Origin of the sequence: Pedobacter westerhofensis (assembly GCF_900182595.1) — a bacterium.
Lineage (GTDB): Bacteria > Bacteroidota > Bacteroidia > Sphingobacteriales > Sphingobacteriaceae > Pedobacter > Pedobacter westerhofensis.
In genome coordinates this window covers 66,500-93,197 of the sequence record NZ_FXTN01000007.1, presented here as the reverse complement: position 1 = coordinate 93,197, position 26,698 = coordinate 66,500, and the positions used below count along the sequence as shown (strand labels likewise).

21 protein-coding genes are annotated in these 26,698 nt (G+C 45.2%); 2 read left to right on the top strand and 19 right to left on the bottom strand.

From position 1 onward, the window contains the following. Positions 1-133: 133 nt before the first annotated feature. A complete protein-coding gene (locus tag FN831_RS14570) occupies positions 134-388 on the top strand; it encodes a hypothetical protein (protein ID WP_142528922.1) in 255 nt (84 codons plus the stop codon). Between the two features lie 6 nt (positions 389-394). Here the strand turns inward: FN831_RS14570 and FN831_RS14565 are convergent, their stop codons facing one another. From FN831_RS14565 to FN831_RS14505, 13 genes are all read right to left on the bottom strand, one after another. After that, positions 395-1,786, bottom strand: a complete 1,392-nt coding sequence (locus FN831_RS14565; protein ID WP_246101532.1) for an amidohydrolase family protein — start codon at positions 1,784-1,786, stop codon at positions 395-397. 45 nt (positions 1,787-1,831) lie between these two features. Beyond that, positions 1,832-3,061 carry a sugar MFS transporter gene (locus tag FN831_RS14560; RefSeq protein WP_142528921.1) on the bottom strand — a complete coding sequence of 410 codons (1,230 nt, stop codon included), beginning with the start codon at positions 3,059-3,061 and terminating at the stop codon, positions 1,832-1,834. A gap of 10 nt (positions 3,062-3,071) precedes the next feature. After that, entirely contained in the window at positions 3,072-5,546 is a 2,475-nt protein-coding gene (locus tag FN831_RS14555) for a glycoside hydrolase family 95 protein (protein ID WP_142528920.1), read from the bottom strand. 108 nt (positions 5,547-5,654) lie between these two features. Then, positions 5,655-5,924, bottom strand: coding sequence for a helix-turn-helix domain-containing protein (locus FN831_RS14550; RefSeq protein ID WP_142528919.1), 270 nt, complete (start codon positions 5,922-5,924; stop codon positions 5,655-5,657). Positions 5,925-6,092: 168 nt separating this feature from the next. Then, positions 6,093-7,334 carry an MFS transporter gene (locus tag FN831_RS14545; RefSeq protein WP_142528918.1) on the bottom strand — a complete coding sequence of 414 codons (1,242 nt, stop codon included), beginning with the start codon at positions 7,332-7,334 and terminating at the stop codon, positions 6,093-6,095. A 95-nt stretch (positions 7,335-7,429) separates the two neighbouring features. Further along, the gene (locus FN831_RS14540) at positions 7,430-8,959 is read right to left on the bottom strand and encodes a glycoside hydrolase family 28 protein (protein ID WP_142528917.1); all 1,530 of its coding nucleotides are present in this window, start codon (positions 8,957-8,959) and stop codon (positions 7,430-7,432) included. Between the two features lie 70 nt (positions 8,960-9,029). Further along, on the bottom strand, positions 9,030-10,067 hold the full coding sequence (locus FN831_RS14535; protein ID WP_142528916.1) for a pectinesterase family protein: 1,038 nt from the start codon (positions 10,065-10,067) through the stop codon (positions 9,030-9,032). Between the two features lie 18 nt (positions 10,068-10,085). Then, the gene (gene purU / locus FN831_RS14530; RefSeq protein WP_142528915.1) at positions 10,086-10,913 is read right to left on the bottom strand and encodes a formyltetrahydrofolate deformylase; all 828 of its coding nucleotides are present in this window, start codon (positions 10,911-10,913) and stop codon (positions 10,086-10,088) included. 38 nt (positions 10,914-10,951) lie between these two features. Further along, complete coding sequence (locus FN831_RS14525) at positions 10,952-11,809, bottom strand: alpha/beta fold hydrolase (protein WP_142528914.1); 858 nt, start codon at positions 11,807-11,809, stop codon at positions 10,952-10,954. Between the two features lie 85 nt (positions 11,810-11,894). Beyond that, a complete protein-coding gene (locus tag FN831_RS14520) occupies positions 11,895-12,959 on the bottom strand; it encodes an endonuclease/exonuclease/phosphatase family protein (protein ID WP_246101530.1) in 1,065 nt (354 codons plus the stop codon). 132 nt (positions 12,960-13,091) lie between these two features. Further along, complete coding sequence (locus FN831_RS14515) at positions 13,092-13,991, bottom strand: alpha/beta hydrolase (protein WP_142528913.1); 900 nt, start codon at positions 13,989-13,991, stop codon at positions 13,092-13,094. Positions 13,992-14,086: 95 nt separating this feature from the next. Then, positions 14,087-16,669 carry an alpha-L-arabinofuranosidase C-terminal domain-containing protein gene (locus tag FN831_RS14510; RefSeq protein WP_246101528.1) on the bottom strand — a complete coding sequence of 861 codons (2,583 nt, stop codon included), beginning with the start codon at positions 16,667-16,669 and terminating at the stop codon, positions 14,087-14,089. A gap of 153 nt (positions 16,670-16,822) precedes the next feature. Further along, positions 16,823-17,599, bottom strand: coding sequence for an SDR family NAD(P)-dependent oxidoreductase (locus FN831_RS14505; protein WP_142528912.1), 777 nt, complete (start codon positions 17,597-17,599; stop codon positions 16,823-16,825). 196 nt (positions 17,600-17,795) lie between these two features. Here FN831_RS14505 and FN831_RS14500 point away from each other — a divergent pair, with 196 nt between their 5' ends. Beyond that, a complete protein-coding gene (locus FN831_RS14500; RefSeq protein WP_142528911.1) occupies positions 17,796-18,386 on the top strand; it encodes an NAD(P)H-dependent oxidoreductase in 591 nt (196 codons plus the stop codon). Here the strand turns inward: FN831_RS14500 and FN831_RS14495 are convergent. From FN831_RS14495 to FN831_RS14470, 6 genes are all read right to left on the bottom strand, one after another. Further along, entirely contained in the window at positions 18,379-20,373 is a 1,995-nt protein-coding gene (locus FN831_RS14495) for a sialate O-acetylesterase (RefSeq protein ID WP_142528910.1), read from the bottom strand. The two genes, FN831_RS14500 and FN831_RS14495, sit on opposite strands and share 8 nt — an antisense overlap. Positions 20,374-20,455: 82 nt before the next feature. After that, complete coding sequence (locus FN831_RS14490; protein WP_142528909.1) at positions 20,456-21,718, bottom strand: phthiocerol/phthiodiolone dimycocerosyl transferase family protein; 1,263 nt, start codon at positions 21,716-21,718, stop codon at positions 20,456-20,458. A gap of 29 nt (positions 21,719-21,747) precedes the next feature. Continuing rightward, positions 21,748-23,007, bottom strand: coding sequence for a condensation domain-containing protein (locus FN831_RS14485; protein ID WP_185960487.1), 1,260 nt, complete (start codon positions 23,005-23,007; stop codon positions 21,748-21,750). Positions 23,008-23,036: 29 nt separating this feature from the next. Further along, positions 23,037-24,290, bottom strand: coding sequence for a condensation domain-containing protein (locus tag FN831_RS14480; protein ID WP_142528907.1), 1,254 nt, complete (start codon positions 24,288-24,290; stop codon positions 23,037-23,039). Beyond that, positions 24,287-25,501 (bottom strand): glycosyltransferase, encoded by a 1,215-nt coding sequence (locus FN831_RS14475; RefSeq protein WP_142528906.1) that lies wholly within the window; start codon positions 25,499-25,501, stop codon positions 24,287-24,289. Before FN831_RS14475 ends, FN831_RS14480 begins: the two co-directional genes overlap by 4 nt. Continuing rightward, a complete protein-coding gene (locus FN831_RS14470) occupies positions 25,494-26,696 on the bottom strand; it encodes a glycosyltransferase (protein ID WP_142528905.1) in 1,203 nt (400 codons plus the stop codon). The genes FN831_RS14475 and FN831_RS14470 overlap by 8 nt, the downstream gene beginning before the upstream one ends. Positions 26,697-26,698: the final 2 nt, after the last annotated feature.

Here is a 26,698-nt window from a genome sequence, read left to right as displayed (position 1 = left end):
TTTGTAAATATTAGAACAGGGATTTCAATCAAACGAATAGTTTTTTATTACACAAAATTTAACCCACATGTGCAAGCCCACTGTTATAGCCCGGAAAGGAAACATTGCCGTAACGCAATGTGTAAATTGTAAGATGATAAATATCTGGAATAAAGGTGTGCTGATCAGCTTTACCTTTAGCCAGTTTAGTTCGTTTGTAGATGTAACGAATGATCTGGATTTTGACGATTATCTTGAAAGCTCGCCTGATGGGACAGAGATCGTTGTTCTGGCCACACCGTACCCTGACATCAGCCTGGTTTTCACCAGGGAGGAATGGTACAACTTCTTTTCTGCGCTTGCTGAGGCTACCTATATGCAGGAAATTTATCGAATGGTACATTCATAAGTAGTTCTATTTGTTCAGCGGCCCTTTACTTACTTCTTTGCCTGCTTTATAGACAGCTTCGATACCGCGGGTATTTTTGATATCTGTCAGCGGGTTATTTTTAAGGATAATCAGATCTGCAACTTTTCCTTTTTCAAGGGTACCATATTTTCCTGCGATCTGAAGCAACTGCGCTCCATTTTTTGTAGCAACGCTAATGGCCTGGATCGGGCTAAGCCCGGCCTGCACCATCAGTTCAAGCTCCAGGTGCTCAGAGAATCCCTGTGCACGAACCGGAGTGGCACCAGAGTCTGTACCCATGGCTACCAGTACACCGGCGAGGTATAGTTTTTTCACATTCCGCAGCGCAGTTTCATAGGCTGCTACACTGCGTGCATATGCAGGAGAGTTTTTCAGGTCATCCTGATACTTTTTGGAAGTGATCATTTCATAGACACCGGGTTCCAGTGATGCTTTAAAAAACTCATCATTAATCCATTCCGGTTTACGGGCATAGATATAGGCATATTCATCCAGTGATAATGTGGGGATGTAGGCAACCCCCTTAGCTTTCATCTGCGCGATCAGTGCATCATCGATTACACTGTCACGTATACTATGCCCCATTATATTTAATCCGTCTGCCACGAGTTTACGTGCATCGGCCAGATAGTAAAGATGTGAAGCCACCCGGATATGGTGTTTATGTGCTTCAGTAATAATTGCCTGATAAATAGCAGGGTCCATCTTTTTAAACTTACCGCCGAAATCATCAACCCACATTTTTACTACCGAAGGCTTTAGCTTTGCCAGGCTGTCCATTTCTGATGGGACCTGGGCTGCACTTGTGGGACGATAGACCTGGTCCATCCCAAAATCAACGGGTGGGGCATTCTCAGGTACACCAAAGCCATATCCTGCAGAAAACATCCTTGCGCCCGGCAGCTGCCCGTTCATAGCGGAATCCCGTAATCCGCTGCTGAATAACAGGGGGCGGTCTGTCCCCATCACCTGGATAGTTCCTACGCCATAATCTTCGTACTTTTTCAATTGGGCAAGAATATTTTCGCGGGTATAGTTTACAGATTTAGTGGTAGTGCCCTTAAGCGTGCCCACATGTACGTGAGCACTGATCAGTGCAGGCATGATGGTCTTACCTGACAGGTTTAAAACTTTAAAGCCTGCGGTATCAAGGTTCTTCCCTATTTCAGCAATTGTATCTCCCTGAATCAAAATATCAGTATGTTCCAGCGGAGCACCACCGTTCCCGTCAATCAGGGTAACGTCCTGCAGCAATATCGCGTCTGCAGAAAGGGAGGTTTTATTGCCGCTCTTACATGAAGCCAGCAAAAAAGCGGCAAGTGATACGGTTAAAAGGGAATTATACAGGCCTTTGGATGTCATAAAAATCAGATTCATTTATAATTTAACGTCTGTTTCAGCAATATTATTTTCCGGATTGCTTTAATGCTTTACCTTAAAAAACCTAGCCCCGAAAAAGAAGATCACCACATAACAGATGATCGGCAGATAGTAAGCATGTGCCACCCCGGCGCTGTCTGCTACCCTGCCCATGATAAAGGGGAAAAATGCACCGCCAACCACTCCCATAGAAATGAAAGAGGAGGCCTGCTGGGTATGAACACCCAGGTTTTTGATCCCAAGGCTGAAAATTGTAGGGAACATAATACTAAAGAAAAAGTTAATCATCAGCAACGCAATATATGACGGCCATCCCAAACCCTGCGCCACAATGATGCACATCACGATATTGGACAATGCAAAAGCAGCAAGGAGTTTATTGGGAGCAATCACACGCATTAGAAAGGTGCCCACAAAACGGCCTGTCAGCATCATTCCCATAAACAGGATCATGAAATTTCCGGCTTTTAAATCAGTAAAGCCCATTTTTTCATGCCCATAATTGATAAAGAATGCCCAGGTGCCTGCCTGCGCTGCTACATTGAAAAACTGGGCAATTACGGCCCATACAAAGTGCCGGTGCTCAAAAAGCGTCTTTTCCGGGGCGGTATCTATATTGGCTGCATCGGTATCTGCAGCAACAACATGAGGATCTGTAGTTGCCGGAACCGTAACAAAAGAAAAAGATATAGCAATGAGTGCAATGACGACACCGATTGCCGAATATAAAATCCTGACAGAAGTAAGATCTGTGCTGCCCGGGATATTGGTGCGCAATAAAAAGTATGAGCCGATAAAAGGGCCGATCATGGCGCCTACGGCATTGAAAGACTGGGCAAAATTAATCCGCTGGTCACTGCTGCGCTGATCGCCCAGAGAGGCTACAAAGGGATGGGCAACGGTTTCAAGCGTAGAAAGTCCGCAGCCCAGGATAAACAAGGCAATTCCAAAAAAACCGAAAGAAGATGTATATGCTGCAGGAACAAAGAGGAAAGCTCCAATGGCAAATAGCGTCAGACCTAACAGTACGCCCTTTTTATAGCCATATCGTTTCATGAACAGTCCTGCCGGAATGCCCATGACAAAATATGCGCCAAATACGGCAAACTGGACAAAGGCAGACTGAGATTTATTGAGGCTCAGCACATGCTGAAAATGCTTGTTGAGCACATCTGCCATTGTAATGGCTATGCCCCACAACATAAAAAGAGTAGTGACAAACACAAGGGTAATCAGGTATTTTTTATCAGTAAATGCTGCTTTTTCTGCCATGATGAATGATTTATATGCTGTTTAACTGGTATATTTTGCCTTTAAGCGTTTTAAATGAAAGTTCGTATCCTTCAGCTACTTTCTGAGATACTACGGTTGTGCCCTCAATCTTTAGCGGTACAGCAGAATGAACCCTGCATGCTGCCCCCGTCAATGATTTGATCACCGCAGTGTCCAGCTCCTGGTTCTTCCATTTCATATCTACTTCAAACCCTCCCCTGGCCCTGAGACCAGAAATATGGCCGTCGCTCCATGCTTTCGGCAAGGCCGGCAGCAGGTCGATGTAACCGAGCTGGCTTTGAAGCAGCATTTCTGCCATGCCTGCCGTACCTGCAAAATTACCATCAATCTGGAAAGGGGGATGGGCATCAAAAAAGTTGGGGTATGTTCCACCTGCGCCTGATTTGCCGCCATTGGGATCAACATATCTCATTAGGTCGCGGATCAGCTGATAGGCATGGTCACCGTCGCGCAGCCTCGCCCACCAGTTAATCTTCCATGCTTTGCTCCAGCCTGTTCCTTCGTCGCCGCGGATTTCCAGCGTGGTTTTTGCAGCCTTAAAAAACTCCGGTGTCAGCGGCGAAATCTCCTTACCGGGATATAAACCGTACAGGTGCGAGATATGGCGGTGATGCACATCTGTTTCTTCAAAATCTTTATACCATTCGAGCAGCTGCCCTTTTGTTCCTGTACGCAAGGGATACAGCTTGCTGCGCTTTGCGATCAGGGTATCCCTGAATGCCTTGTCAATATCCAGTTTTTCTGAAGCTTCAATCACATTGCTGAACAGGTCCCGAATGATAGACATATCCATTGTGGTAGCTACAGAAACCCCTTGTTCATTTCCCCGGGCATCTTTGAATTTATTTTCGGGCGAAGTTGAAGGTGCCGTAACGAGGTAGCCATCTTTATCTTCCACGAGCCAGCTGAGGGTAAATTCTGCGGCTCCTTTCATTAAGGGATAGGCTTGTTCTGCAAGAAATGCCTGATCCCCGGTATACAGGTAATGTTCGTACAGATGCCTCGTGAGCCAGTCTCCTCCCATGGCCCAGTTGGCCCAAACAGGATCGCCTGCACCCTTATCACCTACGGCATTGCTGATGGCCCAGATGTCAGAATTATGATGTGCCACCCATCCCCTGGCATGATAAAATTCCCGGGCTGTCACTTTACCGGTTTCGGACAGCGATCTGAGCCAGCTGAACAAAGGCTTGTGCATCTCAGAAAGGTTGGTTACTTCTGCCGGCCAGTAATTCATCTGGGTGTTGATATTGATGGTATAGTTGGAACTCCACGGCGCACGGAGCTCTTTGTTCCATATCCCCTGTAAGTTTGCAGGTGGACCTCCGGGGCGCGAAGAAGAAATCAGCAGGTATCTTCCATACTGGAAATACAGCGTTTCAAGGGATGGATCATTACTCCCTCCGGCATATGCCTTCAAACGTTCATCACTAGGCAATACAGCAACCGGATTATCCACTGACAGATCTTTTATACGAAAATCCACACGGTTAAAATATTTTTGATAGTCGGCCACATGACGGTTGTACAACTGCGCATATCGCTTTTTCACAGCATTGCTGATTTGTCCTGCTGCAATCTTATTTTCATCTTTTCCGTCGCGGTCAGGACAACGGTTGTAACCATTATAACTGGTAGCCGCCGCTACATATAAAATTACTTCGCTGGCATTTTTCACTTCTATTACTGACGCTTTGGTTACTTTGATGGTACCTCCGGTATGTTCTGCATGTATACGGTACTGGTAACGCATACCGTTACAGCCATCTGTATCCCCATAGGTAACCGGTTCAACACCTTTTGGGTTATAGTATGTAGGGTTTACGTTTACCGGAGCTTTTCCGGCAAGGATAATCTCATTGCTGCCGCTGGCAGACAAGGTATATTTGAGCAGGCTTTTGGCGGCTATACTGAGTGTCAATGCCCCTTTTTTACTGGCAGTGATACGAACTACCATAATATTGTCTGGTGCTGAGGTGAAGATCTCGCGGCTGTATTTTACGCCGTTGACTGTAAATTGCGTATGCGCCACAGCATCCTGCAGATCCAGGTCACGGTAATATGCTGAGGGCTTTGCACCTTTAAAGTCCTGTTTAATATGGATATCTCCCATTGGAAGGTACGACTGTGAATACAGTCCCTGCATTTTCGCAGTCAGCAGGTTTGCTTCTGTATAATTTTCATCTTTGAGCAAAGCTTCGCGTATGCGGGGAAGATAGGATGCTGCCTCCGGGTTAACATTGCCCTTCACCGGGCCTCCGCTCCACAGGCTGCTTTCGTTCAGCTGCAGTAATTCTTCATCCGGCCGTCCAAATATGATTGCGCCGATTCTGCCGTTTCCAAGCGGCAGGGCTTCTACCCAGACTGCAGCGGGTTTGTTATACCACAATTTTAAAGGGGATGTCTGCTGCGAGTATGCATAACTGCCTGTGAGTGCTAATAAGATGGCTAAAAAGATTTTCATACCTGTTGCTGAATATTCATCTGGTTCAAAACATAGTTAGACAATATTTTCTTTAAATAGAAATTTTATCAGATACGTTTTGCGAATAAATCAGTTCTGCAGTATCCCTCAGCTGTATACTTCTTTTTTGACCGCTGGCAGGCTGTATTCGGGGAGAAAATACCTGGGGGAAAGTTCAAAATATTCGGCTAGCCTGCTGATATGCTTAAGATTATATTTCGCAGGGTTTTTGCCATTTTCAACATTTCCAATAAAAGAAGAACTGGTATTTAAAATACTGGCAAGATCCTGCTGCCTCATTCTTTTATTTCTTCTTAATTTACGAACAATATCTATAACATGCTGTTCGATAGGATCGATTTTGACTTTTCCTTTCATTTTAGAAATCAATGCTGACGGTGATAATTCATTTATTCAGTATAAACAATAATACAACGTAAAGGAATACTACCAAGGTACATCCAGGCCAGGATATTTTATCCGATGTCGCAACAAAATACCCTTAGAAGACAAAATAAGAAAATTTATTTCTAAGAAGCAAGACAACTATAACATATTCTTATTATCTGCAATTCTTTTTTTATTATCCGTGTAGATGAAGTACATTACCAGAAGGGATAATAAAATGAGAATTGAATAGCTGTAACTCAGGTTGAGCTCATCCCTGGCAGGGACCAGAAAGATAATTCCATAACTCAGAAAAGATACAATCACATAGTTGATCCCACCCGTGAGCCCCCCGGCTATGCCTGCATTTTTAGGAAATTTACTGAGGCAGAATGTAAAATAGTTGTTGAACGTGAATCCGGCACCCACATGAATAATGAAAGCAAAGAAAATAAGGGAAAACAGGTTATCAATAAATGCAATACTGATGATCATTGCGATTACAAATCCTAGCTGCAGAGCCAGGTTAAGGGCCAACCTCCTAAAAAACGGCCGGTCAATTGTAGCTTTTCCAATGAAACCGCCGGTCATCCAGGCCAGGCCAAGTACAAGAGAACTGTACCCGGCGGTAACCGGAGAAAGACGAAGATGGTGTTCGATAATAAAAGGCCCGGTCATATTATATACCATGACCATGCAATAGGCAAGCCCGAGCATCACTATTCCCAGTGTAAAACTGGCCGTGCCGATCATAGCGCCATAGACTTTTGTAATAGATTTCAGGTTAAATTCGGATGCATGCTGCAGGGTTTCTCCGCTAAAAATAAATTCGAGCAGGGCAAGCACGGCTGCCAGTCCTCCAAGAAAGTAAAAGCTGGATTGCCAGCCAAAGGCATTCTGCAGGTAGCCCCCGATAAATGGTGCCACGATAGGCCCTGTAGACCAGATAATGGAAAACAGGCTCAGGTAATGTTTGAGCTTGTCACCTGTAAAGAGATCTACAAAATAGGCGCGTTTGGCTACTACAATCGCCCCCACGGTAAAGCCATGTATAATTCTCATCAGGTAAATCAGATAGATCTGATGTGTAAGTGCAATCACAACACTCGCAGCAGCAAAGATGAGCAAAGAAATTAAACTGATCCTGTACCTGCCAAAGCTGTCCAGTATACTGCCGACAAAAAGTTGCGAAACACCATAACTGATAAGGAAAAAGGTAAGCGTAAGCTGTACCTGGATGTCGCTTACCTGCATAACGGCCGACATCGTAGGCAACGACGGAATGTAAATATCGGTGGCAAAGCCTGATAAAGGGATTAATGCAAAGGCCAGAACTGTGGAAATGCCCTGGTATTTTTCTTTGATAGGTTTAGCGCGTGATGAATAGGTAATTGCAGTCATATCTTATTCCCAAACTATTGGGGCTGATCGCGCAAGGTACACAATTAAACCCCCGGCATAGCCGGATCATCGTGCAGGCATGTAAAATTTACGTTCTACTGATACCTGATATCCTCTTTTAAATGAGATGGCGTACTTACATTCTTTAGCGAACTGCCGCTTACTTTATTCAGCAGGATCACCGGCTTGCTTTCTGCACTTGTAACCACAACGTTGGCTAAATTAAGTTTGCTCACCTGATCAAATACACAGGCGGCACGGAAATCACTCTTTTGATAGCCCAGTTTGATATTTTTCATCGTCAGCCCAGCAGCATGGCGCACATACAATCCCCATGAGGGCAGTTCTCCGAACATTGAGAACTCAGGATAATCACTGATTTTCTCCGGCACCATTTCCAATGAGCCGATCCCGGAGGCGGCCGTTCCTGCCGAAGCCACTCCTTCATAGATGATCTCGATATTATTGAGGACTACATTTTCTACCGGATGTCCCGGGATCCCTGCAATGGAAGATGGAAATACATGATGGGTACCGCGCACTTCAGGGCCCTCCATAGAATAACCGGCATCGGGTTTACCTGCAGGCACTGCTACTTTGACATCACTGATATACACCCCGCGCAGGTATCCCGGGGCAACATCTGCCCGGCGCTTGCCAAGGCGGATGAAAATGGCATTTCCCGTATTTCTTGCCGTCACATTGCGGACATCAATATTTTCAATATTTCCGCCGTCAACTGTTTCAATTGCAATGGCAGAGCGGTATGTATCGTATATTTCCAGGTTCCTAACTTTTACATTCCTAAAATATCCGCGTGATGCGGTACCAATTTTAAAGCCGCTTGCGCTGGACCGTATTTTACAATTGGCAATATAAATATTCTCACATCCGCTGTTTGCGTTTGATGATTTCAGACAGATTCCGTCATCTGCAACATTCACAGAACTGTTGGTGATCTTTACGTTTTTACTGTCTGTAATATCGATGCCGTCATTGTTTAAAAAGGTATTGCTCTCGACGGTGATGCTGTCGATCACAATATCAGAACAGCCCCTGTAATCCTGTATCCAGCACAGACCATCCCTGATGGTGATGTTTTTTACAATGATATCCTGGCAGCCCGTCAGGTCAATCAGGTGGGGACGGTTATGTTCTGCCGGGCGCATCTGGTGCCAGTCGTTATATTCCTTCCATTCAGCATCTTCCAGCGTGCCGGCATTAAGCATGTGGTATATATCCTCAAGCAATGGCTTTGCCCGCCCGTCGATCGTGCCCTTTCCGGTAATTGCAATGTGCTGTACATTGGTGCCAACAATCAGTGCCGAAGCTTTTTTGCCACCATAATCAGCCCTTTTTGCCGTGGCCATTAATCTTGCCCCGGCAGCCAGGTTTAGTTCTACATTAGATTTTAAATAGAGTACGCCTGTTACAAAATCCCCTGCCGGAACCACCACCTTGCCACCGCCATTTTTTGTGGCCTCATCTATCGCTTGCTGGATGGCCACCGTGTTATTTGTTTTTCCATCAGCTACAGCACCATAGTTAATAACAGGGTAGAGTTCTTTCTGGGCATATGTGCCCATGCAAAAGCAGAGCATCAGTGAGAGTAAGGCTATCTTCATAATTTTATCAGTACTTGCAATTATTTGAGAAATATACAAAATTACAAGAAAGGATTACAGCAAAAACGGCTTAATTAAGTGATGCAAGGGGGTTCCATTGATCCCTGCCTCCGAGAACATTTTTCAGTATGTACTTTTTGGCTTCCCTGTCTGTTAATTGTTTAGACCAGGGCAGGCGAGATTGCGGGGAGGCACCGGCTCCTGTAGAACCGTACTCTGCATACATTGTAGTTTTTTCCTTATCAGGAAACATGGCATCACCTTTCCAGGGATTCCAGCCTTCAGGCAAAATCTGGCTGCCCAGTTCACAATGGAGCAGGACGGTTTTGGCATAAGGCCGCCAGGGTCGGCCCAGATATACTTTAGTTACGCCAGTATCAGCAATCAATGTGCAGCGGAGCAGTACAAAACCAAATTCCTGACGGGGGGTAGTGGAGGCCGCGGTAACAAACGAATTGGTTAAACTCTTTATCGTGCAGTGCTGAAAAACTACCGTTGCCGAGCCAAAGATAAAATCAGTTGTACCTTCAATATAACAATCCTGGTAAAACTGCCGGCTGTTCCCGCCAGTGGCATACAGCGTATCCTGGTTGCCCAGCAGGTTGCACTTGCTGATGATGCAGCGGTCACCTTCTGCATGCAGTGCTACTGCCTGCCCCAACCTGCCCGATGTGTTTTCAATGGTCAGGTTCTCTGCAATAAAATCATCGCCGCACACTAAAACCGTGAATGAGGTGTAGGTACTGAACTTGTCTTTGCCAAACGCGTCCCTGCCACCCGGAACAGGCTTGCCGGAATAATCATTATTGGTAATAATGGTATGCTCCTTTGACTCGCCTATAAGCGATATCTTTGTTTTCCATGACGGCACGATCAGCTTCTCGTGATAGGTCCCGTTCTTGACGTAAATTACCACTCTTAGCTCACCCAGGTCCCTTACAGAATTCACTGCTTCCTGTATCGTTTTATAATTACCGGTCCCATCCAGCGCAACCGTGATTTCGCGCGGATAAACTGCAACCTGGGCACTGAGCTGCAGGCATCCCGTTAAACATAATAAAAAGACGATTGCGCATTGCAACCTGAAAAACGACTTTAGCTGTTTCATAATCGGGCTTTTACTGCATTACTCAAATACAACGGTTTTATTCCTGTAAACAAATACGCGGTCTTCAAATACCAGCCTTAAGGCTTTCGCCAGAACGGAAGTTTCAATTTCCTTTCCCGCCTTCATCATATCTGCCGCAGTAAGGGAATGGTTTACAGGAATAATCTGCTGTGCAATAATCGGCCCCTCATCCAGATCATTGGTTACAAAATGTGCCGTGGCGCCAATCAGCTTTACACCTCTTTCAAAAGCTTGCCTGTAGGGATTAGCGCCAATAAATGCCGGTAAAAAAGAATGATGGATATTGATCAGCTTTGCATGGAACAGGGCAACAAAAACGGGTGATAGTATCCGCATGAATTTTGCCAGCACAATATAATCAGGGTTATAGGAACTAATTACCCCGCTCAGTTCCTGTTCAAATTCAGTTTTTGTCTGCTGCTGATGTGAAACTGCATAGAAGGGGATATTAAAGCGTCTACAGATATCGCCCAGATGACCATGATTGCCAATTACACACAAAACAGATGCTCCCAGAGTACCAAAGTAATTGCGTACCAGGATATCCGCCAGGCAATGGTACTCCTTTGTTACCAGCACTACTATTTTTTTGTGCGGAAGCGGATTGATGGTGATGATGGCATCTGCGGGCAAAATGCGCTGCAATTTTTCCTGCAGGGCATCTTCATCGGCAGTCTGGTCAACCTGCAGCCGCACAAAAAAACGGTTTTCCTGCACATCAACATGCTCGCGCATGGAAATAATATTGAGCTGATGCGCCGATAAAACGTTAGAAATTGAAGCCACCAGCCCAATCTGATCTTTACAATGGATCACTATAATCATGCACTGAAGATAATTATACGCCTGATGATTCGCAAGAGCTACTGCAAGATATCCATTCCTTCGATCCTGCGGTAGGGCTGCTTCAAAAATTCGGCAATCCTTGCATTAAACTGATCCTTTCTGTTTGTGGCGACAAAATGGCTTGTGTTAGGCGAGATCCACAAATAAGATTTCGGGATGTTTCTGTAAATCTGCACCAAATGCTCCACAGGTATACCATCGTGGTCTCCGCCAATCACAAGGGTTGGGCATTTGATTGTACGCAGCTGCCCGGACCTGAGGTGAGGCTCCCTGAGGTCGAGCTGCAAGACTTTAATACTGTTTCTGGTTTCGGCAGTGGGGGGAAGTTCTTTTAGACTATCCACCATATTTTCAAGCAGATGATACACGTGGGGCACAATTGCAGTAGTATCTGGAGTTAGATTAGGGCCGGAGACTACCAGCTTTTTTACCTTATCCGGATGTCTCATGGCCAGTACAAGCCCATTGATCCCACCGTCGCTCCAGCCCACAACGTAACAGTTTTTCAGGTGCAAATGATCAAGCAGGGCATTAAAATCATCTGCCATCATTTCGAACGAGAGCGAATCCTGTGTATCAACCGTACGCCCATGCGCCCTGCTGTCAACTGCAATTACATGGTAGTTTTTTGAAAAATAGGCGATCTGGCCCGAGAACAATTTCATTGAGCCCCCGTTAATGTGCAGCAACAGTAAAGGCTCGCCCTTTCCATAACTTTCATAATACAGTTTTATACCTCTGTTATCAAAATAATGGCCTGCTGCTTTATTGTCTCCATAGGGAACCTGTGCCTGTATGTGCAGATTAATCATCATCAGGAACAGAAAAACACGGATGCAGGTTGCGGATAAAATGGTAGAAGCTAATTGTTTCATATAATTTAAATGCCTGGACTGAACGGCCTAAGATATTTATGATCTGAAACTTTCGCCATCCCCAATTAAGGGGAAACCATCTGCTCTAATCCGTTTCTGCATTTACCTTCTCCCTGAACAGTTCTTTATCGTCCTGATCAGCTGTGGGAATATCATTTTGTGCAATCGCTTTAGGATCATACTGCAGGTTAATACACATCGGAAAATGATCAGAGCCGCAGCTGTTCATCCGGCTGATCGATGTTAAAGTAAAATCAGCGGAGCAGAAAACATGGTCGAGCGGGAAACGCAGAAAGAAATATTTAGCATTGAAACTGTTGAAGAATCCCCTGCCCTTTCTTGGGTCAAGCAGCTCACTGATTTTAGAAAACAGTTCAGTGGTATAGCTCCAGGCTACATCATTGAGATCGCCGATCACTATCGAGGGGTATCTGCTCTCTTTTGCTTTTTTGGCCACCAGCAGGATTTCTTTATCTCTTTCCGTCGACTGCGGGTTTTCCTGTGGAACAGGCGGCCTGGGATGAAGGCAGAATAATTTCAGCAGCTCTCCCGAAGGAAGCTTAACTTCTGTTTCGATAGAAGGGATATCATCTTCAACAAGATATTTCACACTGCCATCCAGGAGTTCAAGTTTGGAATACAGCAACATCCCGTAGGTATTTTCAAGAGGAATTTTTATCTGATAAGGATATTCGCTGCCTAAACTGTCCATTTTATCCTGCCACCACTGATTGGTTTCTACCATTAATATCACATCAGGACTGCACTTTTTAATCAGCTGATGGTAATCTGCATATTTTCGGTTATCCTGGAATACATTGGCAATCAACAGCTGAATATTACGCTGGCCCACAGGCAGTGTACTCTGGATCACCTGCTTGCTGGCGAGGACCGTAAAGGGAAAAATCTGCCAGCAGAGATAGATCAGGTTTAGCAACAGTAGCATCAGCAAAATATAATCCCTGGCAGTTGCAATAGGAAAACACAAAGTATACAAGAGCAGTATCAAAAAATTGAGCGTCAGTTTCTGCAACCTTGGGTATTCAAAAACCCTGAAGATCCAGAAATCATGCCTGATCAGCGGGACCAGCGAGGCTACCACTACAAATATCCCCAGATAAAAAAGAATGTCCTGATATACCTCCATCATTATAAAAGCATACCATTTAAAATTACAGCGTTGAACAAGAGCAGCAGAATAAAAGTCATAACATCAATTTAGGTGATGCGATAAACAATAATCAAACCATTCCTGCGCCGCTTCCCTATAAAATGAAAATATTTATATCGGGCTGTTATCATATGCAGCGATAAAAGCCAGCATTTCTTTGGCGAGATCATTAATCTGCTGCGGATTTAAGGTTTTAAGTCCATGTCCCTGCCCCGGATAAATGATCATCTGATGGGGAATCTGATTTTTCAGGAGTACAGCATCCAGTATCTTTGCCTGTTTGAGCGGCACGGTCTGATCGTGGTCACCATGAATTGTAAATGTGGGCACAGTATGCTCGTGGATATATTTTACCGGGGAATATAATTCTGTAAAACTGATGACCTCTTTCTTCTGGTTTTCGATATCCATTCCTGAAAACGTAGTGAGCCTGGATTGTCTGAGATTATATTTTCGTTTCAAAAATATTCTTGCGAGTCCCAATTGAAAATTGCCGAGGCTGGGCTTAAAAAGCTGGTTGAGGTCTACCGGCCCATAATTATTAAATACATAATTCACTTTTGAACTGAAAGGCCTCAGCTCTGCAGCCCCATAAAAATCTTTATCTGCAGAATAAGCAAGTAGCATGGCCATGTGCGCACCTGCCGAGGTTCCCCAGACACCAACATGATCAGGATCAAAGTGGTACAACCCCGCATTTTTATGTACCCATCTTACTGCATCTTTGCAATCAATAACCGGCGCCGGAAAATGTATATTCTCCAGGTCTGTTAAACGGTAATCAATACTTACAACAGCATATCCTTCAGCCAGCAGGGCTTTCAGCAGAAATGCCCTGTAGTCTTCATGTATTTCCGACTTATCTCCTGTAGCCCAGCCCCCTCCATGAATAAAAATCAGCACCGGGTTTTTACCTCTGCCCTTATTTTCCGGCTGGTATACATCTAATTTAAGTTCCCCGTGTTCCGGATGTTTATAGGTGATGTCAGAAAGTTTTTCAATTATTCCCATACTTATTATAGCTATATCAAAACAGAGTCCAACGCGGGCAATTTATCTGATCAATCCGACATGTACGGTAATTTGTATGTAATATAATATCAGACTTAACTGCCTTTCAGTTTGAGCACGGTAAAAGAGTAGGCGGGCAGATCAACCGGTGTTTGGTTTGAGAATTGAACTTCCGTTACTTTTTTATCTACTGTTTTATCAGCTGGTTTGCCCCACAATGTGGTTTGAACAGCACTGGCAGATCCGGTTTTTAACTGACCGGTATTAATTGTTATTGCTGCCTTTACGGGCAGCAGGTTCACAAGTTTGATCATCAGATCGCCACTGCCGCTGTCTTTTACCACAGACCAGGCAATTCTTTTGCGTACGTCTTCCTGCTGCTCAGACAGTGTAATGCTGGCCGGGATATAAGTGTCGCCCGCATTCTGCCCGTATAACTGCTGTACATAGTAACCCGTTGTAAATTTCACTTCATTGTTATCAAAATACATCAGGTCGGGGTTCCATTGTGTATGCCCCTCTTTTGCCAGCAGCGGTGCATAGGAAGCCATGCTCACTACATCGCCATTACGTTCAAGTGTAGTCATGTAAAGCGCTTCAGCAAGCGAGGTTTCCCAATTGGTTTTGTTGCCCCCGGGCAAACTGGCAGCATACTCACCCAGATAGACCCTGGCTTTGCCCCGGTCATAACGGTCGTAAAAATCCTGGTTATTGATAAACCAGCCGGGCGACTGGTAATAATGTTCGTCCAGCACCGGTACATCCAGTGCAGCGGCAATTTTCCAGCCTTCGCGGTAGTCTGTTCCTTCAAAGAAAGGCCCTGCAGTACCAATGATGGTAATTTCGGGATGGGCCTTACGCAGCGCCTTATAGATCATCGCAAACCGTTCCCTGAATACTTCAGTGATCTGGTCTTCATTGCCGATACCGATATATTTCAGGTTAAAAGACCTGGGATGCCCTGCTTCCGCACGTTTTTTTCCCCATACGGTAGAAACATCGCCATTGGCATACTCAACAAGATCGATGATATCCTGTATATAAGCGCCCATTTTATCCATGGGGATACCGCCCTGCTGTCCGCCCCCTCCCGTTCCTGAATTCTGACAGGGAACTCCGGCGGCAACTACCGGCACCGGCGCGGCACCAATATCTTCACAAAACTGAAAATATTCAAAATAGCCAAGTCCCTTGCTCTGGTGATAACCCCAGAGGTTACGTGCCCCTTTACGACCGGCCAGGGGGCCGATAGATTCTTTCCACTGATAAATATTGTCAAGGCCATCGCCATGCGCTACACAACCGCCCGGAAAACGGATAAAGCGGGGATGTATATCGGCAATAGCCTGTGCAAGATCTGTCCTGAGGCCATTTTTTCTGCCCATAAATGTTTCCCGAGGGAACAGCGATACCAGATCCAGCCCGGTACGGCCGCTGTTTAAAGGGGCCAGTTCAAGTCGCACATCAGTTGCCTCATCAGAGGGGACCAGGCTTGCCTTAACCTGTGTCCAGGATGAGGGAATGTCTATCGTGGTACGCGCCAAAATTCCGGAATGTGCACTTACCAGCCTCACTTCGATCCGTCCTTTTCCTCCCTGAAAAGCTTTTATAAAAGCTGAGAAATCATAACCGCCGCCTTTTTTCACAGAGATACCCTCATACCCCCTGTTGCTGAGTGCAGCGCCGGGTATTTTTACATCCAGTACCGCAAAATGAGGCGTATTGGCATTTACCGGTGAAATGGAATCGATGCTGAATACAGTGCCCTCTCCTTTTAAATCCCATGAATGGCGGCTGTTCCATGCAGCATCCCTGAACTGCTTATCGCCGGGCATATACTCAAAATCCCTGTTCTGGATCAGCTCTGCGTACAAACCGCCGTCAGCAGCATAATTGATATCTTCAAAGAAGACACCTGTGAGCATATTGCTGATTTGTTTTGACTTTTCAGGCTGCAGTACCATACTTGCCTTAATGTTTTTCAAACCTGAAAAACGCAGCTGGTCATCTGCAGCTCTTTCATCATTCTGTTTGCCTTTAAAACGCGACAACTCATACGTTTGACTAAGTTTATCGAGTACTGCCCATGATACGCGGTGCATCTGCCCGGTCGTACTGCCGGGCAGCATAATTGTCCTGCTCAGATTATGGTAGGCCGATGCCGGGACGCTGACCGCCGGTGTATAGTGATTAAAATCTTTGGTTATTGTGCTGTAGTACTTACCGGCAGCATCTGTATATACAATGGTATAATTATCAGATGCCTGATGATAACTGATCACCGGTTTAAGAATATTCCTGCCCTGCTTGAAATAAGGATAAGCCTGAGGGCCCCAGTTGACCAGGTCGGCAGAACCGGCATGGGCAAACTGTAAGGTATGTTCATTGAGCTGCCATACACATTCCCAAATGCCGTTTCGTCCATGGATCAGATAAGGTGAAATCATTTTCTTTTCTGTTCCCCAGCGCCCATAGTCAGACTTGATATAGGTATACCCTTCCCCTATTGGGGTCCAGTTCTTTTTATCCAGGCTCCAGGCAAAACTTAAGCCGTTGTTTCCATATGAAAAAAGGTACACTGAATCAGGTTCATTCTTCCGGTTAAATTTTGCGGATAAATTTTGATACTGAAACAAAAGTACGAGCATCACAATGCCTGAACGGAACAGAGAATTCATATCGCTATAATTGGTTTATAACAAACATAAAAAATAAGCGTCATAATAACGATTATCTTTTAACAAAATCAGCCCGCACAGCCTATGCCTTTAAAATACAAAGGCCCCTCCGCCTGGAGGGGCCTTTGCCCAATTATTTACTATTGTACGCGCTTACAAACCAAATCCACCGTCAACTGCAATGGCTTGCCCTGTTACGTGAGGCGCTGAGGCCAGGTAAACCACTAGACCGCCCATATCTTCCGGCGTTTGTGCTTCGCCCTGCGGCAGCAGGCTTTCCTGGTTTCTTTCCCATGATTGCTCTTCTGTTTCGCCCTCTTTGGCAAATGCTTTGGCCAGGCCTTTATCGCCACGCCACATTCCTGTACCTACAATCCCCGGGCATAATGCATTTACTGTAATTCCTTCTATTGCAACTTCCTTGGCAAGGGAATTTGTAAAGCCTATTACGGCAAACTTTGATGCACTGTATGCAGATACATCAGACATTCCTGTTTTACCAAGAATCGATGATACATTAATGATTGTTCCCGATTTGTTTGGAAGCATTACTTCCAGCTCTGCCTTGCTGCTTAAAAATACACCTTTGGCATTTACATTCATCACCTGATCCCATTGCTCGGGAGTCATATCTACTACTTTATGGATACCCAGTACACCGGCATTGTTCACCGCAATATCAAGCGTTCCGAAATCCGCTGCAACAGCCTGTACGGTTGCTCTCACCGTTTCAAACCGGGTGACGTCTACCTGATATGTTTTTACCTTTACACCTTCATTTTCAACAAGTTTCTTTGTCTCTTCTAAAATTTCCAGCGAAATATCCGCCAATGCAACATCGGCTCCTGCCTGTGCCAAACTGATGGCTATACCCTGGCCTATACCTCTTGATGCTCCTGTAACTAACGCAACTTTTCCTTGTAACTTCATGATATAAATATTAAATGTTTAAACTTACATCAACTACATGTTTAACCGCCGAATTGTTTCCCTGCTAACCGGATTGTGACATTGGGATCTCATTTGTTGTATAAAAAAACCATCATAATAATGATAGCAAGCCATTACTCATGTTATTTTACTAATGGAAGTTTCTGCCCTAGATTTGTCTTATAAATCAAAGACAATGAACAAAATTTTTGTAATCAACGGCGGTCAGGTGTTTGGACATTCAGGTGGCCGCTTTAACAAATCGGTCACAGATGCTACTGTCAGTTACTTCACAAAACATCCGGGCTACGAGGTAAGGTCTACAGATATCAATGCAGGCTACAACGCCAAACAGGAAGTGGAGAATTATAACTGGGCGGATGTAATCATTTACCATACGCCGGTATGGTGGTTTCAGCTGCCTCACGGGATGAAAAAATACATTGATGTGGTATTTACTGAGGGTCACGACAATGGAATTTATCACAGTGACGGCCGCTCATCCGCCAATCCGGCTATTAATTATGGCACGGGCGGTTCTATGCATGGCAAGCATTACATGCTTACGACCTCCTGGAATGCACCGAAAGAAGCATTTACGCTACCCGGAGAATTTTTCAATGAGACAAGTGTGGATGAAGGGCCTATGTTTGGTTTTCACAGAATGAATGCTTTCACGGGAATGAAGCCCCTGGAAGGGATCCATTTCCATGATGTAGAAAAAAATGCTGATGTTGTAAATGACTTGAAACGGTATCAAGAACACCTCAGCAAAATCTTCATTTAACCGCAGCAGTTTTTGCTGCTGTTACATCCGGCCAGCTATCGGTACGAAACGGTGAAGCCGGCAAACCTGCACCGTTAAACAAATTACAAACAGGGTTGTCTGCCCAGCCATATCGTACTGCGACGGGAACAGGCACATCTGCACTGCTCAGCATTACCTGGGTACCTTTAACTGTTGCCTCTGCCCAGTAGAATTTCTGATCGGCTCCTGCAACCGCAAAGCCAGTTGATGCTGCGCCGTCTTTTGTTTTCAGCCCCCCGTCAGTATTCTTAAAATTCAGGGTGACCACATTGCCGCTGATCTGTTGTGAAACAGCCAAGGGACCTGAGTAAGGTATTTTTTCTGCGTAGTTTTTTGCCAGGGCAATTAATCCAAGACGGCGGCCAACTTCCTGTTTATTTTTTGGATGGATATCTTTGGCTTCCCCTATATCAATAGTAACCGCCATGCCGGTATTTGCTAAAGAAAGCGTTTTCAACTGTGCGTCCCTGAGCTCTGCCCAGTTGGATGCTGCCGGAAGTTCAGCAGTGTTCATAAAATTTGCCAGCTGAACAAAATAGAACGGAAAATCGCCGATGTTCCATTTCTTCCGCCAGTCTGTGATCATCGCCGGAAAAAGTGCCCGGTACTGGTGTGCCCTGTCGGCATTACTTTCGCCCTGATACCAGATCACGCCTTTAATTGCGAACTGGATAAAAGGATGTATCATAGCATTATATAAAACGGTAGGCCTGTTGGGTTCCTGGCTGGATGCCGGTGCCGGCGGCACATCCTTGAAATTCAGTCCTGCTTTATATTTCCAGTCGCCATCCAGGGAAATACTTTCACCGCCGGCAGAACTGAGGGACAGCACGTTCTTCTCTCCATAGATACCGCCCCCGCCCGTCAGATCAAAGACCCTTACGGTAAGCACAAAATCCCCGGCTTTTACCTCAGCAGCAGGAATAGTATAGGAACGGTTTTCTCCGTAGCCCTTGGTTTCACCAATTCTAACACCGTCAAAAAATGTGATATCATCGTCATCGATCGTACCCAGGTTTACCTTTAGCTCTTTTCCTGCCCAGGAAGGTGGAACAGAAACTTTTTTACGGAACCAGACAACGCCGTCAAAGCCCGGAAGCGCAGCATCTTCCCAGAAAGCAGGCAGTGTAATTGTTTTCCATGATGAATCGTTATATCCCGTTGCAGTCCACACAGGCTTGCCGGACTCAAAACCTGCATCTCTGGCCAGCACTGTTTTCTGCCAGTTTTCCAGGTCGCGTGCATAGTTAAAGACCATCTTATCCTGATCCGTACGTTCTATTTTGTTTACGGCGGCAGCAAAATATGGCATTGCTTTAAGCGTGCTGCCGCTTGTCCATGCTTCAGCTATGGTACCGCCCCATGATGTATGGATCAGCCCTACAGGTATTCCTTTTTTTCTATACAGCTCTCTGGCAAAAAAATAGGCCGTAGACGAAAAACCCGATACGCTCTGGGGATTACACTCCTGCCAGCCACCGGCGGTAACTTTTGTGTCTGCCTGCGGTTGGTTAGCAGTTACATGCTCTACCTGCAATAACCTGATGGCAGGATATCTGGCATCTGCAATCTCCTTTTGGAAATCTTTGATCTTGCCCCATCCGGCCAGCGGCATTTCCATATTTGACTGGCCGGAGCACAGCCATACCTCGCCGATCAGCACATTGCTTAAAGTGAGCTCTTCGCCGTCAGAAATTGTGATTTTATATGGCCCTCCGTAGGCAGGGGTTGTGAGTATAATCTTCCAGTCGCCTTTTTGGCTTGCCTGCACGGTATATTTTTTTGAGCTCCAGGTAGTAGCCACATCTATGGTTTTGCCCGCCTCTGCCTTTCCCCATATTGCGGCACCTGTTTTTTGCTGAAGCACCATATTGTCACTAAACACGGCAGGCAATTTAACTTTGGCCTCAACAGTACATCCAATACATAATGCGATCAAAAGCAAAGTAGTTTTCGATTGTCCCATATCAATAATATCAGGTCATTTTATGAATATCAATTTTAATCAATGTTGACAGGAATAACAAACTTTCAACAAGATATCTGCATCATATTGCTGCATATGCTGTCTCTGCTTCTTTCAGTAACAAACCGACCATATTCTCCTGAATTGCCAGGGCTTCTACCTGTTCCAGGAAAGCATCATTGGAACAGAATGTAAAATCCATTCTGCCGCGAAAGGTGTGCACAACAGCAGTAGTGGGATTTTTCCAGGGAAAGGCTACCGTGGGACTGTAGAAAGTTTCCACTTCAAATGAATCATAGTGTTCGGCGATGTTGAGCCTGCCCATATTTGAAAGCGTAACATCGTGTGTGTGCTCAGCAGTTTTCAGATACTTTATTATCCCCTCTGCCGAAAAATATTCGCCCGCCAACAATGATTCACGGCCTTTAAGCGCCTCTATTTGGGTCTGTAACTGGTTCTTCAACTGCTTTACCTTTATCCAGAAACCCAGGTTCCCGGCCTCGGCAGTTACCCTTACCGTTGGTGCTACCGCAAACATCATGTCCTCCTTAATTTCCGGAACAAATCTCCTGACATCTACCGGTGTAACGGCAACGCCCCGTGCCTGGTCTCCTTTTACCAGACGGAAGGCTTCAAGAAAAGCCACACATAAAACGGCATGTACTGTTGTTCCTGTTCGTTTACAGGCCAAAGCAATAGCCGCGGTAGTTTCTGCATTTAATTTCCAGTGCAGCATATAAGCGTTTCCTTCAACAGCTTTCAGGGCCTGGGATTTGTTAAATAAAAACCATGTGGCCAGCACGGACCGTAATCTTATTTTGATCAGTTTACCAATAGAATAGGCTTCAGACAGCAGGTCCTGTATAGAATTAAAAGAAGTGTAAGCTACCAGTTCTTTTTCAGGATGATCCAGCAGCAACAAGAGTTCTTCCATTAAAGTCACTATACTTTTCCCGTCGCAGATACAATGCGGGCAGACCAGCATCAGCTCCGAAACTTCTGGCCCCTGTAACCACACGATCCTTGCGAGCGGCATATTTATTTCGCAGAATAATTTTCCCCACTCTGCCTTTGATTCTTCCTTCCAGTGATTATCTCCTTTTCTTTCGACTACCCGCACAGGAATACCGCCAATATCAGGGCTGGAAACAAAATGAGGGATCCGTTTTCCGGAACCTTTAATTGCAGAATGCAGCAAAGGATGTTTTTGCTGGATCTTTGCCAGGGCACTATGTAGCCTTTCTGACAAAACCGTTCCGCGGATTTTAACGGTAAATACACAGTTCAGCGGAGTAGAAGCATTGATATACATGATCCGTTCCCCCAGTATCATTTTTCTTTTCATCAATTTTAGCGTTGATTATGTAGTACTGATCAGGCAATTTCAATTGCCCCGATAATTTCTTCAATCTGATCCTTGATCGCCAGGGCTTCTTCGTAGGGAAGAAATCCTTCACTTCCGATAAAGGTAAAGTCCATCTGTCCGCGAAAAGTGGAGGCAACAAAACCAGTGGTCTGGCCAAAAGGCCCGATTGCGGAAGGACTGTAAATAGTTTCGACCTCAAAATCCCTGTACTGGTGCCTGATATTGATTCTTCCTAAATTTGAAAAAAGGCAGTCCTTGTCTGGTTTACTGTATCTCAGAAAATTAATGAAGTTTCCCAATGCAGCATGAGATTCTTCCATCTTCATGATCATTTTATAGGGGTCGAGGACCGCTGTTTTTTGGGCTACATCCTCCTGCATCCTTTTGGCGTCACTGATAAAGTCGAGCTGATCATTGGCGGATAGCATCACTCTGGTCACAAAAGCAAAAAGATTTTCCTCTTTGATCTGAGGCATGTATTTCCTGATATCCACGGGACAACCGATTTTATTGTGAAACTCATTTTGCCTGATCTTTTTAAAAGCACTGAGCACTGTTTTACATAAAAGCGTATTGATGGTTGCACCGCTGACTTTAGATATTTTAAGCAGGTGGTCAGACAGTTTTTGATCCAGTTTCCAGTTGATCATGTAATCACGCTTACGTTCTACCGGTGTCTTTTTTAATGGCATGAGCCAGAGCAGCATTGAAGTTACTGTGCCGTCGAGCTTAGCTTTAAGGACTTTGCGGGTATCCCTGAGCACTTCAGGCGGAACAATATCGCTGATGCTTAAGATCGGGACCTCCTGTCCAATAGCCGCGTCCCTATTATCCAGCAATAGCAGAAGATCTTCCAGAATAGACATGGCCGAGCGCCCGTCACAAACGCAATGGTGCATCACCAGAATTAGTTCTGAGCATTCTTCGCCCCTGATCCAAACCACTCTCATCAAGGGCCCTTTTTCCATATTGAAGACAGTTTCCCACTCCCGCGTCACTTCTGTTGCCCAGTCTTGATCTGTAACCCGGGGCACCATCCTCACAGGTATAGGCAATTCATTTTCACTAACGATAAACCAGGGTGCCCTTTTTTGATCAACCGCAACAAATGCCTTTAAAAATGGATGTTTATCCTGTATCCTGCCTAAGGCATAAATCAGGTTTTCAGGCGGGAATGTACCTCTGATCTTGACCGGTACAACGGCGTTAAATGCGGTATTACCGTTTCCATAGATCATTCTTTCCAAAAAAAATAGTTTTCTCCTCATTGACAACATCATTTTTAGTAGTTTACTTATTATAGTTCTCTGATAATTTCCTCAATTTTCTCCTTCACCGCCAGAGCATCCTTATAGGCAAGATAACCTTCACTTCCTACAAAAGTAAAGTCCATTCTGCCCCGAAAACTTGAAGTAATTATATTGACGGTTTTCCCTAAAGGGCCAATAGTTGAAGGGCTGTGAATTGTTTCTAACTCGAATGTTTCGTATTGATGCCTGATATTAATCTTACCCAGATTTGAAAATATACAATCATTGGAAGATTTCCCACCTTTCATAAAACCTATCAATTTTTCAAAATAGGGATGTGATTCCTCCATTTGCATAATTGTTTTATATGGATTCAGTGCAGCCATCTTTTTTTCTACGTCTTTTTGCATTCTTTCTGCATCAGGGATAAAGCCGAGCTTCTCATTCGCGGACAGGGCAACCATCGTTGCAAAGGAAAAAATGTTATTTTCTGCTATTTTTGGTATGTATTTTCTGATATCTACAGGACAAATGATCTTATTCAGGAAACTTTCTGACAAGGTTTCCCTAAAAGCGGTCAAAATAGTTTTACCCAAGAGGGTATTAATTGTAGTACCTGTTGATTTAGAGAGTTTGATTAAACGATCACTTGACTCTACATCGAGTTTCCAGTTGATCATGTAATCTTGTTTTCGATCTGTAAATGTTCTCCTTGCTGGTATCAGCCGAACGAGCAAACCAATAAATCTTCCGTGTAATCTGGCTTTAAGTTGTTTCATTCTATCACCAAGTATCTCTTGCGGAACGATATCCTTCAGGCTTAGAATGGGAATTTCCTTACCTATACTCACATTCCTGTTCTCGAGCAACATGAGCAGATCCTGCAAAATGGACATGGCAGAACGGCCATCACAGATACAATGATGCATGACCAGTATAAGCTCTGAGCATTCCTCTCCCCTGATCCATACTACTCGCATCAGCGGCCCTTGATGTACATCAAAAACAAGTCCCCATTCATCGTGAACTTCCCCCTCCCAATCAGATTGAGTAATTCTTGGAACGATACGAACCGGGATTGGGTTAGCCTCATTTTCATCCGCAATGAAACATGGCCGCCCAAATTCGTCATTCTCAACGAATGCCTTCAGCAATGGATGTTTCTCTTGTAATCTTGCTAAGCCGAAGGATAATTTCTCTTCAGAAAATACACCTTTAATCTTTACAGGCACAACTGCATTGAAGGCATCTGTGCCATTTCCATAGAGTAACCTCTCCATAAAAAAGAGCCTTTTTCTCATGAGTTATGAAGATTAGTATGAATATTATGCGGCGTATTACTGCATTCTTCCAGTAATTCTACAGCCTTTTCGTTTCCGCCGGCATCAATGAATGTTTCCCTGATCCTTTCCGCCGCTTTTCTGTAGTTACTGTTTCCAAGCAGTTCAAAAACTGCCTTGCGCATCTCGCCGCTGCGCAGCCTTTTATAGCGGATGCTGATCCCGCAGCCTGCTTTTTCAATCAGCTTTGCGGTATGAAAATGATCATAGGTGATTGGAATGATCAGCATCGGGAGGCCATTCATAAAGGTGTCATTCACTGTATTGAACCCTCCGTGACAGATAACAGCATCCATTTTTGGCATGAGTGCGGCTTGCGGCACAAAACTGCTCGCGATGAAATTCTCCGGCCAGTGTTCAAAAATCGCAGGATCTGTAGCCGCTACGATGGTTACCGGAGCGCCTGCAAAAGCTTCGATCAGTTTGCCAAAGAAATCCTTTCTGATATCTACCAGTAAAGTTCCCAGTGAAACAAAAACCACCGGCCTTGCAGCCTTTTCCAGCCTGCCCCAGTCAAACTCAGCGTTATTGGGCCTCCCCTTCACAGGGCCAACAAATTTCATGTGGGGCGAAGGGTCTTTCACACCGGCAAATTCCTGTGAGGTAAAAACAATATTCATCATTCTGGAATGTACCAGGAGATGATCGCTGTCCAATCCAAACCCTTCCTGTAGTCCCCGCACAAGGTTGTGCTGCCATTCAGTAATTTTAGGGAGGCTGCCGCCGTTGTTCAAAATCACTTCCGGAGGAACGGGAGTTGTGGTTACGCATGGTACACCTTTGATATGGGCACAAAGCGCACCTGCAAACGTGATACAGTCGTTAACGATCAGATCAGGCCCCCATTCTTCTATTGCCCTCATGAGCCCGTTCCTCATGATCCTGGCCATGGGAACATATGTTTCTTCAAAGGCGAGTTTCAGTACCTCCGGGGCCGAACAGTTTGGCCCGTCGTCCTGGCGCCTCAGCATATGCTGAAGTTCTTCCTGATAGGGCAGCAGATCTTCTTCAGGATAGATATATTCGCCTCCTTCGGGGATATGATGGCCGGCAACAGGAATGATCCCCAGCCATTTCACCTCATGTCCCCTTGATATTAAACTGGCGCCTACACTAAGCGTGGGGCTCATATGCCCGAAGAAAGGGGGCACAACGAATAAAAATTTAGACATAATTAGTGGATTTGTTTTTAGTTAAATTTACCAGCAGGCCGGCGGCAGCGGCTGTTCCCCCTGCTGCTATAAAAGAATCTCTGAGGGAGATTGCAGCAGTTTTAAACGCGGGATCATGCAGCACTTCATGTAATGCTGCCTGCAGGTGCTGTGCCTTGAAACGATTGAAATTGAGCCTTAAGCCAGCGCCTGTTTTTACGACCCTGCCGGCAACGTGCGACTGATCATAAGCGATGGGAATTACTACCAGAGGGATACCGTTTGACAAACTCTCACAGACCGTATTGTGCCCGCCATGGCACACTACGGCATCCAGGTAAGGCAGCACTTCAAGCTGCGGTATGTTTAACTGCACTATAAAATTATCCGGCCATTCCTCAAACAGTAAAGGATCGCATATCACCACCACGGTATAAGGCCCGCCGCCAAAAGCGGATATGACCTTGTCAAAAAAGCTTTTTTTGTGCTCGTGGTTAAAGGTTGTCCCGATGCTGACCAGTATCCTGGCGCCTTCGGAGGCCTCTGCAATCCTTGCCCAGTCGAATGTCGTTTTTGCCTGCCTTTTATAAATGACCGGTCCTACAAACCTGTACTGATCCGGCAGATGCACTTCACCAAAAAACTCCTTTGATGTAAATACCAGATTAAGTAAATCAGAAGAAGCCACTGACCGTTCGGCTCTCAGTCCCAGTTCCTGCTGCAGTGCAACAATCTGGTTTTGCTCCCATTCATAAACTTTTGGCAATTCGTCCATAATCTGAATGGCTGCCGGTGCCGTGACAGAGGTAACATAGGGAACACCATGTTTCAGCGCAGCGATTGCTCCGGCAAAGAGCTCATGGTCAGTGATCACCAGATCGGGCTGATACGCTTCTAATAAACGTGAGATTCCCTTGTAACAATGCCTGTTGAGGGGGATGAGTACTTCTTCGTATAAGAACTTGATACTGTCTACCCCATAAACAACTTTTTTTGTGATTACATTCAGGTATTGTCCGCTTTCGCGTTCGCTATGATCATCATCTGTATACGTGATCAGCAGGAGTTTCCCATCTGCCGGAAGCCTGGCCTCCAGAGATTCGTCTAAACTCATCCAGGCTACCTCATGTCCCGCTTCGAGCAGGGCAGCACCTACGGCAAGCGTGGGGTTAACATGGCCTGTGAGCGGTGGTACTATATATACAAATCTTGCCATAC

Coding starts and splice junctions, on each gene's coding strand:
- FN831_RS14570 (WP_142528922.1), top strand. CDS start 134: ATGATAAATATCTGGAATAAAGGTGTGCTGATCAGCTTTACCTTTAGC.
- FN831_RS14565 (WP_246101532.1), bottom strand. CDS start 1,786: ATGAATCTGATTTTTATGACATCCAAAGGCCTGTATAATTCCCTTTTA.
- FN831_RS14560 (WP_142528921.1), bottom strand. CDS start 3,061: ATGGCAGAAAAAGCAGCATTTACTGATAAAAAATACCTGATTACCCTT.
- FN831_RS14555 (WP_142528920.1), bottom strand. CDS start 5,546: ATGAAAATCTTTTTAGCCATCTTATTAGCACTCACAGGCAGTTATGCA.
- FN831_RS14550 (WP_142528919.1), bottom strand. CDS start 5,924: ATGAAAGGAAAAGTCAAAATCGATCCTATCGAACAGCATGTTATAGAT.
- FN831_RS14545 (WP_142528918.1), bottom strand. CDS start 7,334: ATGACTGCAATTACCTATTCATCACGCGCTAAACCTATCAAAGAAAAA.
- FN831_RS14540 (WP_142528917.1), bottom strand. CDS start 8,959: ATGAAGATAGCCTTACTCTCACTGATGCTCTGCTTTTGCATGGGCACA.
- FN831_RS14535 (WP_142528916.1), bottom strand. CDS start 10,067: ATGAAACAGCTAAAGTCGTTTTTCAGGTTGCAATGCGCAATCGTCTTT.
- purU (WP_142528915.1), bottom strand. CDS start 10,913: ATGATTATAGTGATCCATTGTAAAGATCAGATTGGGCTGGTGGCTTCA.
- FN831_RS14525 (WP_142528914.1), bottom strand. CDS start 11,809: ATGAAACAATTAGCTTCTACCATTTTATCCGCAACCTGCATCCGTGTT.
- FN831_RS14520 (WP_246101530.1), bottom strand. CDS start 12,959: ATGATGGAGGTATATCAGGACATTCTTTTTTATCTGGGGATATTTGTA.
- FN831_RS14515 (WP_142528913.1), bottom strand. CDS start 13,991: ATGGGAATAATTGAAAAACTTTCTGACATCACCTATAAACATCCGGAA.
- FN831_RS14510 (WP_246101528.1), bottom strand. CDS start 16,669: ATGAATTCTCTGTTCCGTTCAGGCATTGTGATGCTCGTACTTTTGTTT.
- FN831_RS14505 (WP_142528912.1), bottom strand. CDS start 17,599: ATGAAGTTACAAGGAAAAGTTGCGTTAGTTACAGGAGCATCAAGAGGT.
- FN831_RS14500 (WP_142528911.1), top strand. CDS start 17,796: ATGAACAAAATTTTTGTAATCAACGGCGGTCAGGTGTTTGGACATTCA.
- FN831_RS14495 (WP_142528910.1), bottom strand. CDS start 20,373: ATGGGACAATCGAAAACTACTTTGCTTTTGATCGCATTATGTATTGGA.
- FN831_RS14490 (WP_142528909.1), bottom strand. CDS start 21,718: ATGAAAAGAAAAATGATACTGGGGGAACGGATCATGTATATCAATGCT.
- FN831_RS14485 (WP_185960487.1), bottom strand. CDS start 23,007: ATGAGGAGAAAACTATTTTTTTTGGAAAGAATGATCTATGGAAACGGT.
- FN831_RS14480 (WP_142528907.1), bottom strand. CDS start 24,290: ATGAGAAAAAGGCTCTTTTTTATGGAGAGGTTACTCTATGGAAATGGC.
- FN831_RS14475 (WP_142528906.1), bottom strand. CDS start 25,501: ATGTCTAAATTTTTATTCGTTGTGCCCCCTTTCTTCGGGCATATGAGC.
- FN831_RS14470 (WP_142528905.1), bottom strand. CDS start 26,696: ATGGCAAGATTTGTATATATAGTACCACCGCTCACAGGCCATGTTAAC.